The sequence below is a fragment of the Streptomyces sp. NPDC088147 genome (assembly GCF_044741565.1).
GTDB lineage: Bacteria > Actinomycetota > Actinomycetes > Streptomycetales > Streptomycetaceae > Streptomyces.
The window spans coordinates 51,750-66,045 of the sequence record NZ_JBIUSY010000005.1; the positions used below are offsets into that span (position 1 = coordinate 51,750).

Annotated in this window: 13 protein-coding genes; 5 read left to right on the plus strand and 8 right to left on the minus strand. The window is 70.6% G+C overall.

Annotation, left to right across the window (positions count from 1 at the left end; translation table 11 throughout):
• The first annotated feature begins 12 nt into the window (after positions 1-12).
• The gene (locus ACIOGX_RS18285; RefSeq protein WP_401914339.1) at positions 13-525 is read left to right on the plus strand and encodes a GtrA family protein; all 513 of its coding nucleotides are present in this window, start codon (positions 13-15) and stop codon (positions 523-525) included.
• A gap of 9 nt (positions 526-534) precedes the next feature.
• On the opposite strand, the gene ACIOGX_RS18290 is transcribed toward ACIOGX_RS18285, so the two are convergent.
• Complete coding sequence (locus tag ACIOGX_RS18290) at positions 535-1,809, minus strand: ATP-binding protein (RefSeq protein ID WP_356512769.1); 1,275 nt, start codon at positions 1,807-1,809, stop codon at positions 535-537.
• Between the two features lie 5 nt (positions 1,810-1,814).
• The gene (locus tag ACIOGX_RS18295; RefSeq protein WP_129771731.1) at positions 1,815-2,492 is read right to left on the minus strand and encodes a response regulator transcription factor; all 678 of its coding nucleotides are present in this window, start codon (positions 2,490-2,492) and stop codon (positions 1,815-1,817) included.
• Positions 2,493-2,827: 335 nt separating this feature from the next.
• On the opposite strand from ACIOGX_RS18295, the gene ACIOGX_RS18300 reads away from it, so the two are divergent.
• Positions 2,828-4,351 (plus strand): oligopeptide:H+ symporter, encoded by a 1,524-nt coding sequence (locus tag ACIOGX_RS18300; protein ID WP_356512767.1) that lies wholly within the window; start codon positions 2,828-2,830, stop codon positions 4,349-4,351.
• A 111-nt stretch (positions 4,352-4,462) separates the two neighbouring features.
• On the opposite strand, the gene ACIOGX_RS18305 is transcribed toward ACIOGX_RS18300, so the two are convergent.
• Together ACIOGX_RS18305 and ACIOGX_RS18310 are read right to left on the minus strand one after the other, a co-directional pair.
• The gene (locus tag ACIOGX_RS18305) at positions 4,463-4,951 is read right to left on the minus strand and encodes an ATP-binding protein (protein WP_356512765.1); all 489 of its coding nucleotides are present in this window, start codon (positions 4,949-4,951) and stop codon (positions 4,463-4,465) included.
• Positions 4,952-5,155: 204 nt separating this feature from the next.
• Positions 5,156-5,524, minus strand: a complete 369-nt coding sequence (locus ACIOGX_RS18310) for an STAS domain-containing protein (protein ID WP_356512763.1) — start codon at positions 5,522-5,524, stop codon at positions 5,156-5,158.
• 286 nt (positions 5,525-5,810) lie between these two features.
• On the opposite strand from ACIOGX_RS18310, the gene ACIOGX_RS18315 reads away from it, so the two are divergent.
• Positions 5,811-6,728, plus strand: coding sequence for an RNA polymerase sigma factor SigF (locus tag ACIOGX_RS18315; protein WP_401766815.1), 918 nt, complete (start codon positions 5,811-5,813; stop codon positions 6,726-6,728).
• A gap of 192 nt (positions 6,729-6,920) precedes the next feature.
• Complete coding sequence (locus tag ACIOGX_RS18320; protein ID WP_401915071.1) at positions 6,921-8,132, plus strand: cytochrome P450; 1,212 nt, start codon at positions 6,921-6,923, stop codon at positions 8,130-8,132.
• Between the two features lie 126 nt (positions 8,133-8,258).
• Here ACIOGX_RS18320 and ACIOGX_RS18325 read toward each other — a convergent pair whose 3' ends face one another.
• Complete coding sequence (locus tag ACIOGX_RS18325) at positions 8,259-8,591, minus strand: DUF6415 family natural product biosynthesis protein (RefSeq protein ID WP_356512759.1); 333 nt, start codon at positions 8,589-8,591, stop codon at positions 8,259-8,261.
• A 188-nt stretch (positions 8,592-8,779) separates the two neighbouring features.
• Here ACIOGX_RS18325 and ACIOGX_RS18330 point away from each other — a divergent pair, with 188 nt between their 5' ends.
• Positions 8,780-10,174: a hypothetical protein gene (locus ACIOGX_RS18330; protein ID WP_356512757.1), complete on the plus strand. Its 1,395-nt coding sequence runs from the start codon at positions 8,780-8,782 to the stop codon at positions 10,172-10,174.
• A 162-nt stretch (positions 10,175-10,336) separates the two neighbouring features.
• On the opposite strand, the gene hutI is transcribed toward ACIOGX_RS18330, so the two are convergent.
• From hutI to ACIOGX_RS18345, 3 genes are read right to left on the minus strand one after another with little or no spacing between them, the layout of a single operon-like run.
• A complete protein-coding gene (hutI, locus tag ACIOGX_RS18335; RefSeq protein ID WP_356512755.1) occupies positions 10,337-11,527 on the minus strand; it encodes an imidazolonepropionase in 1,191 nt (396 codons plus the stop codon).
• 35 nt (positions 11,528-11,562) lie between these two features.
• Complete coding sequence (locus ACIOGX_RS18340; protein ID WP_401914347.1) at positions 11,563-13,086, minus strand: formimidoylglutamate deiminase; 1,524 nt, start codon at positions 13,084-13,086, stop codon at positions 11,563-11,565.
• The gene (locus ACIOGX_RS18345; RefSeq protein WP_401915074.1) at positions 13,083-14,291 is read right to left on the minus strand and encodes an allantoate amidohydrolase; all 1,209 of its coding nucleotides are present in this window, start codon (positions 14,289-14,291) and stop codon (positions 13,083-13,085) included. The genes ACIOGX_RS18340 and ACIOGX_RS18345 overlap by 4 nt, the downstream gene beginning before the upstream one ends.
• Between the last annotated feature and the right edge of the window lie 5 nt (positions 14,292-14,296).

Sequence of the window (14,296 nt, forward strand, 5' to 3'; positions counted from 1 at the left end):
CTGAACGGGCATATGAGCGAACGGGGCGCACTCCGCGTGCGACTGGACCGGCTCGTCCGCGAGGTGGTCAAGTTCGGCGCGGTGGGCGGCGCGGGGCTGCTGGTCAACCTGCTGGTCTTCAATCTCGTGCGGCACACCACCACGCTCCCCGTGGTCCGGGCCAGCATCCTGGCCACCGTCGTCGCGATCGCCTTCAACTACGTGGGCTTCCGCTACTTCACCTACCGGGACCGGGACAAGAGCCGCCGCACGAAGGAGCTGACGCTCTTCCTGCTGTTCAGCGTGGTCGGCCTGGTCATCGAGAACGGTGTGCTCTACGCGGCGACGTACGGCTTCGGCTGGGACAGCCCGCTCCAGAGCAATGTGTTCAAGTTCCTCGGCATCGGGATCGCGACGCTCTTCCGCTTCTGGTCGTACCGCACCTGGGTGTTCCGCGCCCAGCCCGCGGCGGCGGCGGCCGTGGATCTGCCCGACGAATCGTTCCTGGAGCGGAAGCCGCCGCGCTCCGACCGCGTCCGCGGCTGACAAGCCCGGTCAGCGGACCGGCGGCTCCGGGGACTTCGGCGTCTTGCGCGTACCGGCCTCGCGGCTGAGGAAGAGCGCGAAGACCGGCGGCTGCTGCTGGAGCAGTTCCAGCCGGCCGCCGTCCGCCTCGGCCAGATCGCGGGCGACGGCGAGGCCGATCCCGGTGGAGTTGCGGCCGCTGATGGTGCGCTCGAAGATCCGCGCCCCGAGGTCCGCCGGGACGCCCGGACCCTCGTCGGTCACCTCGATGACGGACTGATTTCCGGTGACGCGGGTGCGCAGGGCGACCGTACCGCCGCCGTGCATGAGGGAGTTCTCGATCAGCGCCGCCAGCACCTGGGCGACCGCGCCGGGCGTACCGACGGCCCGCATCCCCTGCCGGCCCGAGCAGACGACGGCCCGCCCCGCACTGCGGTAGGCCGGGCGCCACTCCTCGATCTGCTGTTTCACGACCTCGTCGAGATCGAAGGCGACGGCGGAACCGGTACGCGGGTCGCGCGCGTTGGTGAGCAGCCGTTCCACCACATCGGTCAGCCGCTCGACCTGCGCCAGCGCGACCATCGCCTCCTCCTTCACCGTGTCCAGGTCATCGGTGGCGGAGATCTCCTCCAGCCGCATGGACAGGGCGGTCAGCGGCGTGCGGAGCTGGTGCGAGGCGTCCGCGGCGAGCCGCCGCTCGGCGGTGAGCATCCGGGCGATGCGCTCGGCGCTGGAGTCGAGGACATCGGCGACCCGGTCCAGCTCGGGCACCGCGTACCGCTTGTGCCGGGGGCGCGGGTCGCCGGACCCGAGGCGCTCCGCGGTCTCCGCGAGATCGGTGAGCGGGGAGGCGAGCTTGTTGGCCTGGCGTACGGCGAGCAGGACGGCGGCGATGACCGCGAGCAGGGCCACCGCGCCGATGATCAGCAGCGTGCGCCCGACCTCACGGGTCACGGAGGAGCGGGGCTCCTCGACGATGACGGTCTCGCCCTCCTCGCCCTTCGCCTTGCCCCGGATGACGCTGCCGGTCGGCCGCTCGCCGATCTGTACGACGGGCCGGCCCGGGATCTCGATCCGGGCGTACCGCGTCCGGTCGATCTGCTCGGCCAGCACCTTGGCGGTGACGTTGTCGCCGCCGAGGAGGCGGCCGTCGACGATGCTCACCAGCCGCACCGCCTCGGAGTCCACGCTCTCCTGCGCGCTGCTGCTGATCGTGCGGGTCTCGACGATGACGAGCGAGACCCCGAAGACGGCGATGACGACCAGCACCACGGCGAGCGTGGAGTTGATCAGACGACGGCGCAAGGTGCCTAGCTCTTCTCGAACCGGAAGCCGACGCCCCGCACGGTGGCGATATAGCGCGGGTTGGCGGCGTCGTCCCCGAGCTTCTTGCGCAGCCAGGAGATATGCATGTCGAGGGTCTTGGTCGACGACCACCAGGTGGTGTCCCAGACCTCGCGCATCAGCTGGTCGCGGGTGACGACCCGGCCCGCGTCCCGGACGAGGACCCGCAGCAGGTCGAACTCCTTGGCGGTGAGCTGGAGTTCCTCGTCGCCCATCCAGGCGCGGTGCGACTCGACATCGATCCGTACGCCATGGGTGGCGGGGGCGGGCGCGGGGTCCGAGGCGCCGCGCCGGAGCAGCGCCCGTACCCGTGCCAGCAGCTCCGCGAGCCGGAAGGGCTTGGTCACGTAGTCGTCGGCGCCGGCGTCCAGGCCGACCACGGTGTCCACCTCGTCGGCGCGGGCGGTCAGCACCAGGATCGGCACGGCATGGCCTTCGGCGCGCAGCCGGCGGGCGACTTCGAGGCCGTCCATCCCGGGCAGGCCCAGGTCGAGCACGACCAGGTCGACACCGCCCTGGAGTCCGGCGTCCAGCGCGGTCGGACCGTCTTCGCGGACCTCGACCTCGTAACCCTCCCGACGCAGGGCGCGGGCCAGCGGCTCCGAGATGGAAGCGTCGTCCTCGGCGAGCAGTACACGGGTCATGGGGTGATGGTAGACCGCAGAGGGCGGCGCTTGGGCCCTGCTCGGCGACGCCTTCAGGATCACGTGCGATCAGATGATCTACCTTCGAATATAAGAGTCTGGTTCCATTAAAACCTGTGATCCATCTCTCAAGTCCTTCCTTGTACGACTCTGTCGTGTCGTATGGTGTCGAGACGCCTGTAGTACCACTAGGAGACCTTTGGCCTGCTGAGTGCCAAGGGTCTCCTCTCTGCGTCCCCGCGCCGGAGACGGCATGTACCGCTCCGGCCCGCCCCCCACACCGGGCGCGTCACCGCTGACCCAGCGGCGCGTCCCGAGCAAGCAAGGATCGACCCATGGCGTCCAGCCTGATGAAGGACTCGCCCAGCGCCCCCGCCGGACCCGAGAAGACCTTCTTCGGCCACCCCCGCGGACTGGCCACGCTCTTCATGACCGAGATGTGGGAGCGCTTCAGCTTCTACGGCATGAGGGCCCTGCTCACGATCTACCTGATCTCCGGTGGTCCCGACGCCTCGAAGGGGCTTCAGGGCGGCGGCCTCGGAATGGATCTGGCCACCACCACGGCCGTCTACTCCATCTATCTGTCCATGGTCTATCTGCTGGCGATGCCCGGCGGCTGGCTGGGGGACAGAGTCTGGGGCCCGCGCAAGACCGTCACGATCGCGGCCTGCACGATCATGCTGGGCCATCTCACCCTGGCCCTGCCGGGCACCGGAAGCTTCTTCGCCGGACTGGCGCTGGTGGCGCTGGGCTCGGGTCTGCTGAAGGCCAATATCTCCACGATGGTCGGCCATCTCTACGACGGCCCCAACGACCCGCGCCGCGACGGCGGGTTCACCATCTTCTACATGGGCATCAACATCGGTGCCTTCTTCGCCCCGCTGATCATCGGCACCGTCGGCGAGACCTACAACTGGCACCTCGGCTTCGCCCTCGCCGCCGTCGGCATGGGTATCGGCCTGGTCATGTTCCTGCTCGGCACGAAGCATCTGAGCCCGGAGAGCAGCCGCGTCCCGACCCCGCTCTCCCGCGAGGAGCGCGTCACCTGGCTGCGCAAGGGCATGACATGGCTGCTGATCGCCGCCGTCTTCTACGGCGTCGTCGGCCTGAGCGGCAACTTCACCCTCAACTGGGCGATGGTCCCGCTGACGCTCGCGGGCATCGCGATCCCGGCCGCCGTGCTGATCCGGATCAAGCGCGACAAGGACCTGTCGGCGGCCGAGCAGACCAGGATGTCCGGGTACATCTGGTTCTTCGTCGCCGCGGCCGTGTTCTGGATGATCTACGACCAGGGCGGCTCCACGGTCCAGGCGTTCGGTACGACGAAGGCCGCCGGCGAGCTGTTCGGGCTGGGCTTCCCGTCGTCCTGGTACCAGTCGCTGAACCCCGTGTTCATCATGGCGCTCGCGCCGGTCTTCGCCTGGTTCTGGCTCTGGCTGAGCCGCCGGGGGCAGGAGCCGAGCACGGTCGTGAAGTTCGCCGCCGGGCTGTTCCTCGTCGGCGTCTCGTTCTTCTTCTTCCTGATCCCGCTGGCGATGGCGGCGGACGGCACGCTGGTCAGCCCGATGTGGCTGGTGGGCATCTATCTGATCCAGACCGTGGGCGAGCTGTGCGTCTCCCCGGTGGGTCTGTCGGTGACGACGAAGATGGCGCCGGGGAAGTACGCGAGCCAGATGATGGGGGTCTGGTTCCTGGCGGTCACCGCGGGCGACTCCGTGACCGGTCTGCTCTCCATCGGCGGCGTCGATCTGGGGAAGACGGGCGTGGTGGCCCTGGAGGCGCTGCTGGCGTGCCTCGCCGGCTTCGCGGTCTTCATGTACCGCAGGAAGGTGCGGGCGCTGATGGGCGACATTCGCTAGGGCCTGTCCGGACAGGCCCTAGCGAGCCCGCACGAAGAGGGCCGCCGCACCGGGTAAGGGTGCGGCGGCCCTCTTCGTGCGGGCCGCGCGCCTTCGTGCGGGCTACGCGCGTCACGACGGAGCGGCCAGCTCCGCCCAGACCGTCTTGCCGGCCGCGCCGGGCGTCCGTACGACTCCCCAGTCCAGGCAGAGCCGCTGCACGATGAACATGCCGTGACCGCCGGGGCGTCCCGCGCGGTGCGGCGTACGGGGGGCCGGCTGGCCCGTACCCCGGTCCGTGACCTCGAGACGCAGCACTTTGGCGGTCTGCGCGACCCGCAGGCCCTCGGGGCCCTCGGCGTGCAGACACGCGTTGGTGACCAGTTCGGAGACGACCAGCAGGACGTCCTCCGCCGCCGCGCGCCGGTCGGCGGTCGCGGCGGGGAGCCAGCCCCAGTCGTAGAGCGCCTGGCGGGTGAAGTCTCGCGCGAGCGGTACGACACCGCTGGCGCCGGCCAGGACGAGCGACCGTACCCGGGCGTCGGACGTCGTGGCAGCGGTGCCCGCGCCGTCCGGCTCGGGGCCGAGTTCGCCCGGCGGAGGCTGCCGGGTGGTGCTCATCAGCGCTTCACCTCACCGATTCACCAATTAGCCAGTGCTTGCGTACAGAGAGTGCGGGGTCCTGCTCGGTCCGCCGGGGATCTTCTGCCCGCCCGAATCGTGACAACACCCACTCATCGATCCGGAAATCGTGACGGGGGCAACAAGACGGGACAGGGGTGCGCGTCCGGGGGCGGAACCCGGGGTGCAGAGTAGCGGGCCGGCTCAGTCGGCCAGGGCTTCTTCGAGGGAACCGTGGACGGTGAAGACCGCGTCCGCGCCGGTGATCTCGAAGACCCGCGCCACAACGGGCAGCATCGCCGCGAGATGGACCCCGCCGCCGGCGGCATCCGCCTTCAGGCGGGCGCCCAGCAGGACATTGAGTCCGGTGGAATCGCAGAATTCCAGTTGCGAACAGTCGATCACGAGGCGTGACCGCCCCTGTTCGAGTGCTTCGTCCAGAGGCGTCCGCAACAGGTCGGCGGTGTGGTGATCCAACTCACCCGCCGCTGTCACTACCTCGCTCCGGCCCTCGGTCCGAACTTCGACCCGAAGCCGGCCCCGGTTCGTGCTGCCGACCGTCTGGCGGTCCATGGCCGTCCCTCTTCGCCGTGTCGTGCGCCGTCGTCAGATGGTGTCGTCTCATCGTCATCACATCCCGATGACGCCCATCGAACATTACGCCTTTCGCACGCCGACCGGTACCCAAACTCCCCCACAATAAGGACATATGAAACAATTAACACTTGCAACTGTCCGTGCCTAGCGGGTAGGGCTTGTAGGGACACATCCGACCACGGCCGGCTTTGGAGGCGCCGCACACCGCAGCAGCGCGTATTGGCATCGGCAGCCATATGCCGAGAACGTATGGAGGAGACCCATGTCACCCCGGCTCGACGACTCGCGTACCCAGCACGCGCCGTCGGCAACTCCGCCCGCACCGTCCGAGACCGACATCACACTGCCGGCCGGCTTCGAGGGCCCGACCGAGGGCCTTGACGACCTGCCCGAGATCCCGCCCTTCGACGAGGTGGGCGCGGTGGATGCCCGAGCCCTGTCGAAGACGCTCTTCGCCCGGCTGGAAGCCCTTGAAGAGGGCACGCACGAGCACGCGTACGTCCGCAACACCCTGGTCGAGCTCAATCTCGCCCTGGTGAAGTTCGCGGCCGCCCGGTTCCGCTCCCGCAGCGAGCCGATGGAGGACATCGTGCAGGTCGGCACGATCGGTCTGATCAAGGCGATCGACCGCTTCGAGCTGAGCCGCGGCGTCGAGTTCCCGACCTTCGCGATGCCGACCATCGTCGGTGAGATCAAGCGTTTCTTCCGTGACACGTCCTGGTCGGTACGGGTACCGCGCCGGCTCCAGGAACTCCGCCTCGACCTCGCCAAGGCGGGCGACGAACTGGCCCAGCAGCTCGACCGGGCGCCCACCGTCGGTGAACTCGCCCACCGCCTCGGCATCACCAACGACGAGGTCGTCGAGGGCATGGCGGCGAGCAACGCGTACACCGCCAGCTCGCTGGACGCCCAGCCCGAGGACGACGACACCGAGGGCGCGCTCGCGGACCGGATCGGTTACGAGGACCACGGGCTCGAGGGCATCGAGTACGTGGAGTCCCTGAAGCCGCTGATCGCGAGCCTGCCCACGCGGGACCGGAAGATCCTCTCCCTGCGCTTCGTCGCCAATATGACGCAGTCGGAGATCGGCGAGGAGCTGAACATCTCGCAGATGCATGTGTCCCGGCTGCTCTCCCGCACCCTGAAGAAGCTCAGAAAGGGTCTGACGCTGGAGGAGTGACGGGCCGCGTGGCGGCCCGCGGGGAGGGCTGCCCGGCGGCAGAGCACGCCGGGCGTCAGCCGGAACCGGCCTGGAAGAGGCCGGAACCGCTCCTGTGCCGCGCCGCCCTGTCCCTCATAGGATCGGGAGCGCCCCTGTATCAGGCTTGCCGGGAGGGAGAGTCCATTGACGGCGTCATATGTGCCCCACCGGATGGACTCCTCCGGCGGCTGCCCGCACGCCGCCAACGCCGCGCTGCTGGCGAAGGGTGCCGCGGCCGAGGTCCTGCTCCCCGGGGACGTGCCGGCGGCGGCGGTGCTCGGGCACGAGGCGCTCAAGGAATTCATCGGCCACCCGGATGTCGCCAAGAACGCGCGGCACTTCACCGCGCTGCGCGAGGGGCGAATTCCGGACGGCTGGCCGCTGCGGACCTTCGCGACCGTACAGGGCATGGTCACCTCGGACGGAGACGATCACCGGCGGCTGCGGTCGCTGGTGAGCACGGCGTTCACGGCGCGGCGCGTGGAGGCGCTGCGGCCCGGCATCGAGCGGCTGACCGACGAACTGCTGGACGGTACGGAGACCGCGGCGGCCCGAGCGGATGACGGCGTGGTGGATCTGCGGGCGCGCTTCGCGCTGCCGCTGCCCATGAGCGTCATCAGTGAACTGCTCGGCGTGGACGAGGAGTTCCGGGAGCGGCTGCACATACTGTCGAACCAGGTGGTGGCGACCGACATCGCGCCCGAGGAGGCCGTGGCCGCGAACCGGGAGATGGTGGCGGTGCTCACGGCGGTCGCGGCTTCCCGTAAGGACCGTCCCGGCGAGGACCTCACCAGCGCCCTGATCGCCGCGCGCGAGGAGGGCGGCGACCGGCTCGGCGAGGCCGAACTCATCGGCACGATGATCGTGATGATCATCGCCGGTCATGAGACCACGCTCAATCTGATCACCAACGCGGTGCGTGCGCTCTGCGCCCACCGGGACCAGCTGGAGCTGATCAGGGCCGGTGGCGCGGACTGGGCGGACGCGGTCGAGGAGACGCTGCGCTGGGACAGCCCGGTCAGTTTCTTCCCGTTCCGTTATCCGACCCGGGACCTGACGGTGGACGGCACGCTGATCCCCGCGGGCACCCCGGTGCTGGCGGGCTTCTCGGCCGCCGGCCGTGATCCCGCCGCCCACGGCCCCGACGCGGACCGCTTCGACATCACGCGACGTACGCGCTCCACCACCCGGCATCTCTCACTGGGCCACGGCGCGCACTTCTGCCTGGGCGCACCTCTGGCGAGGATGGAGACGACGATCGCGCTGCGGCGGTTGTTCACACGCTTCCCGGACCTGCGGGTCACGGTCCCGGACGAGGAACTTCCGCGCCATCGGAGCTTTGTGGGCAACAGCGTGCGGGAACTGCCGGTGGTACTTCGTTAGGTGAGGCCCGCCGCAGCTGTGATCGGCACCGGAGGCCCTACAGGCGCAGCCCGACTGCCAGGGCGATGGTGAGCCCCAGCGTGCAGACCGCGACCACGAACCACGCCTGATGCTTCGCTTCAGGAGTCATGTCCGGTGCCGCCCTTCACGTTCGTGCAGGTAGTCCATGAACGTGCGGCTCATGCGGGCCAGGGCACGCATGTGCACCCAGTTCGCCATGGCGCCGCCGCCGGGCCCGCTGCCGGTCAGGTCGTACCAGTCCTTCAGCGCGCCCTTCGCCCGGACCGTGTGCTCGGTCTCGGGGATCCGTTCGACGCATCCGACGAGCAACGCCCCATGGTCGATCAGCCGGTTGGTGAGATCGGCGATCTCCACCGGCGGCGGCATCATGCGATGCGGGGCGAGCGCGCGGTCGATGTTCAGGGCTATGACATCGAAGGCGATATCGTCATATGCCAATGCCTTCCCGTGTGCGTTTTCCTCTGTGCCTCCGGCTCTGCGGTCTGTCACTGTGGTCACCTTGGCCCCCCGCTCTCTTCGTGTGTTCGGCGTCTACTTGAAGAGAAAACCGCGTTATTACCCTCCCCGGGTACCGTGGAGGGCAGGTCCGAGAATGAAAGCCATGAACGCTTGGGGGAGTTAAAGGCATGGCGAGTAACTCACGTCACTCACGCACACCCAATGCCGGGCTGGCCTCTCTGCTGGAGCAGGCGAAGTGGTCCCGTGCGCAGTTCGCACAGATCATCAATCGCATCGGCGCGGAAGCCGGGCTCCAGCTGCGCTACGACCAGTCCGCGGTCTCCCACTGGGTCGCGGGCACCACCCCGAAGGAGCAGGTCAGACCACTGATCGTGGAGGCGTTCGCGCGCAAGCTCAGGCGCCCGGTCACCCATGCCGAGGCCGGTCTGCCGGCCGCGGCCTCCGCGCACGTCCCGGCGGGCTCCGGCGTACCCGGCTCCTCCGTCGCTTCCGGCGTCAACACGTTCGAAGAACTGGTCGACATGGGAAGGGCCGATATGGACCCGTCGCGTCGCAGTTTGATAGCCGCAGGACTGTTCTCCGCCGCGATTGTGGTACCGCTGTTCCCGGATCTGGCACATGCCGCCACCTCGGCGACCGCGCCCCCCGGCAAACGGACGGCCCGGATCGGCGCGCCGCAAGTACAGGCCGTACGTACGATGACCGATCGAATAGCGGACATTCTCGATGAACTCGGCGGAGGGCACGCCCGCCCGATGGCCGCCGCGTTTCTCGTCAACACGGTCATGCCCTGGCTCAAGGCCGAGGCTCCGGAAGGCGTACGGAGCGACATGCTGTCCGCGGCGTCCGACCTGGTCTATCTGACCGGATGGATGGCGATGTACGAGCGGGCGCACGGGCTCGGCCAGCGGTACTACCTCAGGGCCCTGGAGCTGGCCGGCGCCGCCGAGGACCACACGACGTACTGCCGGACGCTGCGCGGCATGTCCCTCCAGGCGTCCAATCTCGGCTACGGCAAGCGCGCGCTGGAGCTCGCCGACTCGGCCGCCGAGGCGTCCCCGAAGGCCGGACCGCGGTTGCGGGCCTTCCTCTCGGGGCAGCAGGCCCACTCCGCGGCGATGGTCGGCGACAAACGGCAGGCGTTCGCCCGGCTCCGGGAGACCGAGACGGCGCTGACGAAGGCCGACAACCGGCGTGAGTCCGTGGGCGGTTACGACGCGACCGCGTATCTGTTCCACACGTCCCATGTGCTGTACGAGTTCAAGGATCTGCCGGGCTCGATATCCGCGCTCCAGCAGTCCCTGAAGGCGCAGCAGAAGAACGAACGGCAGGGCAGGGTCCACTTCCTCGCGGTGCTGGCGCAGCGTCAGCTGGAGCTGGGGCATCTGGAGGCCGCGTGCGCGAGCTGGTGGCAGTTCCTGGAGGACTACGAGCATGTCTCGTCGGCGCGGGGTGACGAGCACTTCGAGACGATGCAGCGCAGGCTGAAGCCGTACGCGAAGACGCAGGCCGTGCGGAGGCTGCGGGCGAAGATCGATGAGGTGGCCGTACTGAAGGGGTGAGGGCGCGCCGGGCGGCGGGGGGTCCATGGACCGGGGGGCGGCGGACCCCGCGCCGGGCGGCGGAGCGTCGTGGAGGGCCATAGACCGGGGGCAGCGGACCGGGGGCAGCGGAGCGCCGCTCCCCGGCCTGGACGCGGTCGGCCCCGGTCGGTCGGCCCGGCCTCAGCGCACCCGCTCGCCGGCCCGCCAGACCGCCGTGACCAGGGGGACTCCCGGGCGGTACGCCAGATGCACATGGCTCGGGGCGTCGAGGAGGGCGAGGTCGGCGCGGGCGCCCGGGGTGAGGCGGCCGATGTCCTGGCGGCGCAGAGCCGCCGCGCCGCCCGCCGTGGCCGACCAGACCGCCTCGTCCGGGGTCATGCCCATGTCGCGTACGGCGAGCGCGATGCAGAACGGCATGGACGAGGTGAAGGACGAGCCGGGGTTGCAGTCCGTGGAGAGCGCGACGGTCGCGCCCGCGTCGAGGAGGCGGCGGGCGTCCGGCCAGACGGCGCGGGTGGAGAACTCCGCGCCGGGGAGCAGGGTGGCCACGGTCGCGCTGTGGGCGAGGGCGTCCACATCCGCGTCGGTCAGATGTGTGCAGTGGTCGGCGGACGCGGCGTCGAGTTCGACGGCGAGCTGGACGCCGGGACCGTACGAGAGCTGGTTGGCGTGGACGCGCGGGTGCAGGCCCTTCGCGGCTCCCGCGGTGAGGATCGCGCGGGCCTGGTCCCCGTCGAAGGCGCCCTTCTCGCAGAAGACATCGATCCAACGGGCGTACGGGGCACAGGCGTCGAGCATCTCGCCGGTGACGAGGGCGACGTACGCGGCCGGGTCACCGGCGTGGTCGGGCGGGACGATGTGCGCGCCGAGGTAGGTGACCTCGTCGGTGTGCGCGCCGGCGATACGGAGGGCGCGGGCCTCGTCCTCGACGGTCAGGCCGTAACCGGACTTGGTCTCCTGGGTGGTGGTGCCCTGGCGGAGCGCCTCGGCCAGATAGCGGGCGACGTTGGCGCCGAGTTCGGTGTCGGTGGCGGCGCGGGTCGCGGCGACGGTGGTGCGGATGCCGCCGGCGGAGTAGGCGCGGCCGGACATCCGGGCGTTGAACTCCTGGGTGCGGTCGCCCGCGAAGACGAGATGGGAATGGGAGTCCACGAAGCCCGGGATCACGGCCCGGCCACCGGCGTCGACGGCGTTGTCAGTGGCGGGTGCTTTGCTTGACTCACCGACCCAGACCACGCGGTCGCCGTCGATGACGACGGCCGCGTCCTGGATCAGACCGATGGGGGTTCCGTCACCGAGGGAGGGGTCGTTGGTGACCAGACTGGCGATGTTGGTGAGGGCGGTGGTTCCCGCCGTGGTGGTGGTCGTCATCGTGACGGTCTTCTCCTTCGGCGGCGTCCGCGGCGTCAGCCGCGCAGGGCTGCGATCGACTCGGCGAGGGCCTTGGGCACGTCGGGGACGAGGGCGTGCACACCGTCCCGGACGATCTGGCGGCCCGCGACGACGGTGTGGCGCACATCCGCCGCGGAGGCGGCGAATACGGCTGTCTCCGCTCCGAGCCGGGTGAGCGTGCCCGCTGTTCTGACCGAGTCCAGGGCGATGGTGGCGAGATCGGCGAGCGCGCCGCGCTCGATCCTGCCCGCCTCGTGCCAGCCGAGGGCCGCGTGGCCGGTCGAGGTCGCCGCGTGCAGGAGGGCGGCGGCCGTCCAGTGACCGCGGCTGCGGGTGCGCAGCCGTTCGTCGAGTTCCATCGCGCGGGCCTCTTCGAGGATGTCGATGACGGCGTGGCTGTCGCTGCCGAGCGAGAGCGGCGAGCCCGCCCGCTGGAGCCGGGCGGCGGGGCCGATGCCGTCGGCCAGATCGCGTTCCGTCGTGGGGCACATACAGGTGCCGGTCCTGGCGGCGCCCAGCAGGGCGATGTCCTCGTCGGTGAGATGCGTGTTGTGCACGCCGGTGGTACGGGCGCCGAGTACGCCGTGATCGGCGAGCAGACGCGTGGGGGTGCGGCCGTGCACGTCGAGGCAGGCGTCGTTCTCCGCGGTCTGCTCGGAGAGATGCACATGCAGCGGTGCCCGGTGGGCCTCGGCCCACTCGGCGACGGTGGAGAGCTGCTCGGCGGGTACGGCGCGCACGGAGTGGATCGCCGCGCCGATCCGGGCGTGGGCGCTGTCCTCGTGGGCCGAGGCGAGGTCGGCGGCGCGCTCGGCCCAGGCGGCGGCCGTTCCGTCGGAGAAGCGGATCTGATGGCGGTCGGGGGGCGCGCCGCCGCGCCGCTTCGTGATGCCGGACGAGAGATAGGCGGTGTCCAGGAGCGTGATCCGGATCCCGGCCTCGGCCGCCGCCGCGATCAGCGCCTCCCCCATCGCGTTCGGCCGGTCGTACGGGGCGCCGTCCGGGGTGTGGTGGAGGTAGTGGAACTCCCCGACGGCGGTGATACCGGCGAGCGCCATCTCCGCGTAGACGGCGCGGGCGAGGGCGTAGTACGAGTCGGGGGTGAGCTTGGCGGCGATTCCGTACATGATCTCGCGCCAGGTCCAGAAGGTGCCGGAGCCGACCTGGACGGTGCCGCGCAGGGCGCGGTGGAAGGCGTGGGAGTGGGCGTTGGCCAGCCCGGGGAGGGTCAGTCCGCGCAGGACCACCGCTCCGGGCGGCGGGGTCCTGACGCCGGTGCGGACGTCGGTGATCCGGCCGTCCGTGACGGCGACGGCGACGCCCGGCTCGACGTGGGTGCCGAGCCAGGCGTGTTCCAGCCAGTAGACGGGACCGGCGGGCCCGGCCGGGACGGCGGGGCCGGGCGAGGGGGCGGGGCCCGGCGCGGTGGCGGCCTCGGTCCCGGTGGCCGCCCCGGGCGTGGTGGTCTGCCCGCTTCTGGTGGCCGTCCCGTCGTCCGTGACCCGCGTCCTGCCCGGTGCCGCTGTGGGGTGCGTCATGCGCACGCGAGTCCTTCCAGTACGTCGGCCAGTGCCAGGACCCCGGCCACGCAGTCGTCCTCGGCCGCGGATTCGGCCGGGGAGTGCGAGACCCCGGTGGGGTTGCGTACGAACAGCATGGCGGTGGGGATGGAGCCGGACAAAATACCCGCGTCGTGCCCGGCGCCGGTGCCGAGGACGGGTACGGGAGCGCCGCCGCCGGAGCGCTGCCCGAGGATCTTGCCCAGTTCGTCCCGCAGGGCGTGCTCGAACTCGACCACGGGGGTGAAGGACTCCCGTACGACGGACAGGTCGATCCCGGCCCGGTCCGCGGACGCGCGGGCGGCTGCCTCGATACCGGCGACCACGGTGTCCAGGGCGGACTGGTCGGCGGCGCGGGAATCCAGCCAGCCACGGACGAGGGAGGGGATGGCGTTGACGCCGTTGGGTTCGACGGAGATCTTGCCGAAGGTGGCGAGGGCTCCGGCGAGTTCGGCCTCGCGGCGGGCGGCGAGCACGGTCTCCGCGTACGGCAGCATCGGGTCCCGGCGGTCGGCGAGGCGGGTGGTGCCCGCGTGGTTGGCCTCTCCCCGGAAGTCGAAGCGCCAGCGGCCGTGCGGCCAGATCGCCGACGCGATACCGACGGGGTCACCGGACAGGTCGAGGGCGCGGCCCTGCTCGACGTGCAGTTCGATGAACGCGCCGATCCGCGCGAGGCGTTCGGGGTCGGGGCCCAGCGTGGACGGGTCGTGGCCAGCCGCCTCCATCGCCCCGGGCAGCGTGACGCCGTCCCCGTCGCGCAGGTCACGGGCCTGCTCGGCGGTGAGCCGGCCCGCGGTGAGCCGGGAGCCGACACAGGCGAGACCGAAGCGGGCGCCTTCCTCGTCACCGAAGTTGGTGATGGCCAGGGGGCGGCTGAACCGCGCGCCCCTGCCCCGGAGTTCGTCGAGTGCGGCGAAGGAGGAGACGACACCGAGCGGGCCGTCGAAGGCGCCGCCGTCCGGTACGGAGTCCAGATGCGACCCCGTCACGACGGCGTCCCCGGCGAACGGATCGCCGAGCCAGGCCCACTGGTTGCCGTTGCGGTCGAGTTCGTAGGCCAGCCCGCGGGCCTCGGCCTGCGCGCGGAACCAGGCGCGGCAGTCGGCGTCGGCGGCGGTCCAGGCGTACCGCCGGTAGCCGCCGCTGCCGGAGTCGCGGCCGAGCGGGGCGAGTTCACGCCACATCTCCT

Excerpts from the sequence above, each read along its gene's own strand:
- hutI (WP_356512755.1), bottom strand. The coding sequence starts at position 11,527 with ATGACGACCACCACCACGGCGGGAACCACCGCCCTCACCAACATCGCC.
- ACIOGX_RS18315 (WP_401766815.1), top strand. The coding sequence starts at position 5,811 with ATGTCACCCCGGCTCGACGACTCGCGTACCCAGCACGCGCCGTCGGCA.
- ACIOGX_RS18295 (WP_129771731.1), bottom strand. The coding sequence starts at position 2,492 with ATGACCCGTGTACTGCTCGCCGAGGACGACGCTTCCATCTCGGAGCCG.
- ACIOGX_RS18310 (WP_356512763.1), bottom strand. The coding sequence starts at position 5,524 with ATGGACCGCCAGACGGTCGGCAGCACGAACCGGGGCCGGCTTCGGGTC.
- ACIOGX_RS18345 (WP_401915074.1), bottom strand. The coding sequence starts at position 14,291 with ATGTGGCGTGAACTCGCCCCGCTCGGCCGCGACTCCGGCAGCGGCGGC.
- ACIOGX_RS18300 (WP_356512767.1), top strand. The coding sequence starts at position 2,828 with ATGGCGTCCAGCCTGATGAAGGACTCGCCCAGCGCCCCCGCCGGACCC.
- ACIOGX_RS18305 (WP_356512765.1), bottom strand. The coding sequence starts at position 4,951 with ATGAGCACCACCCGGCAGCCTCCGCCGGGCGAACTCGGCCCCGAGCCG.
- ACIOGX_RS18330 (WP_356512757.1), top strand. The coding sequence starts at position 8,780 with ATGGCGAGTAACTCACGTCACTCACGCACACCCAATGCCGGGCTGGCC.
- ACIOGX_RS18320 (WP_401915071.1), top strand. The coding sequence starts at position 6,921 with ATGGACTCCTCCGGCGGCTGCCCGCACGCCGCCAACGCCGCGCTGCTG.
- ACIOGX_RS18340 (WP_401914347.1), bottom strand. The coding sequence starts at position 13,086 with ATGACGCACCCCACAGCGGCACCGGGCAGGACGCGGGTCACGGACGAC.
- ACIOGX_RS18285 (WP_401914339.1), top strand. The coding sequence starts at position 13 with ATGAGCGAACGGGGCGCACTCCGCGTGCGACTGGACCGGCTCGTCCGC.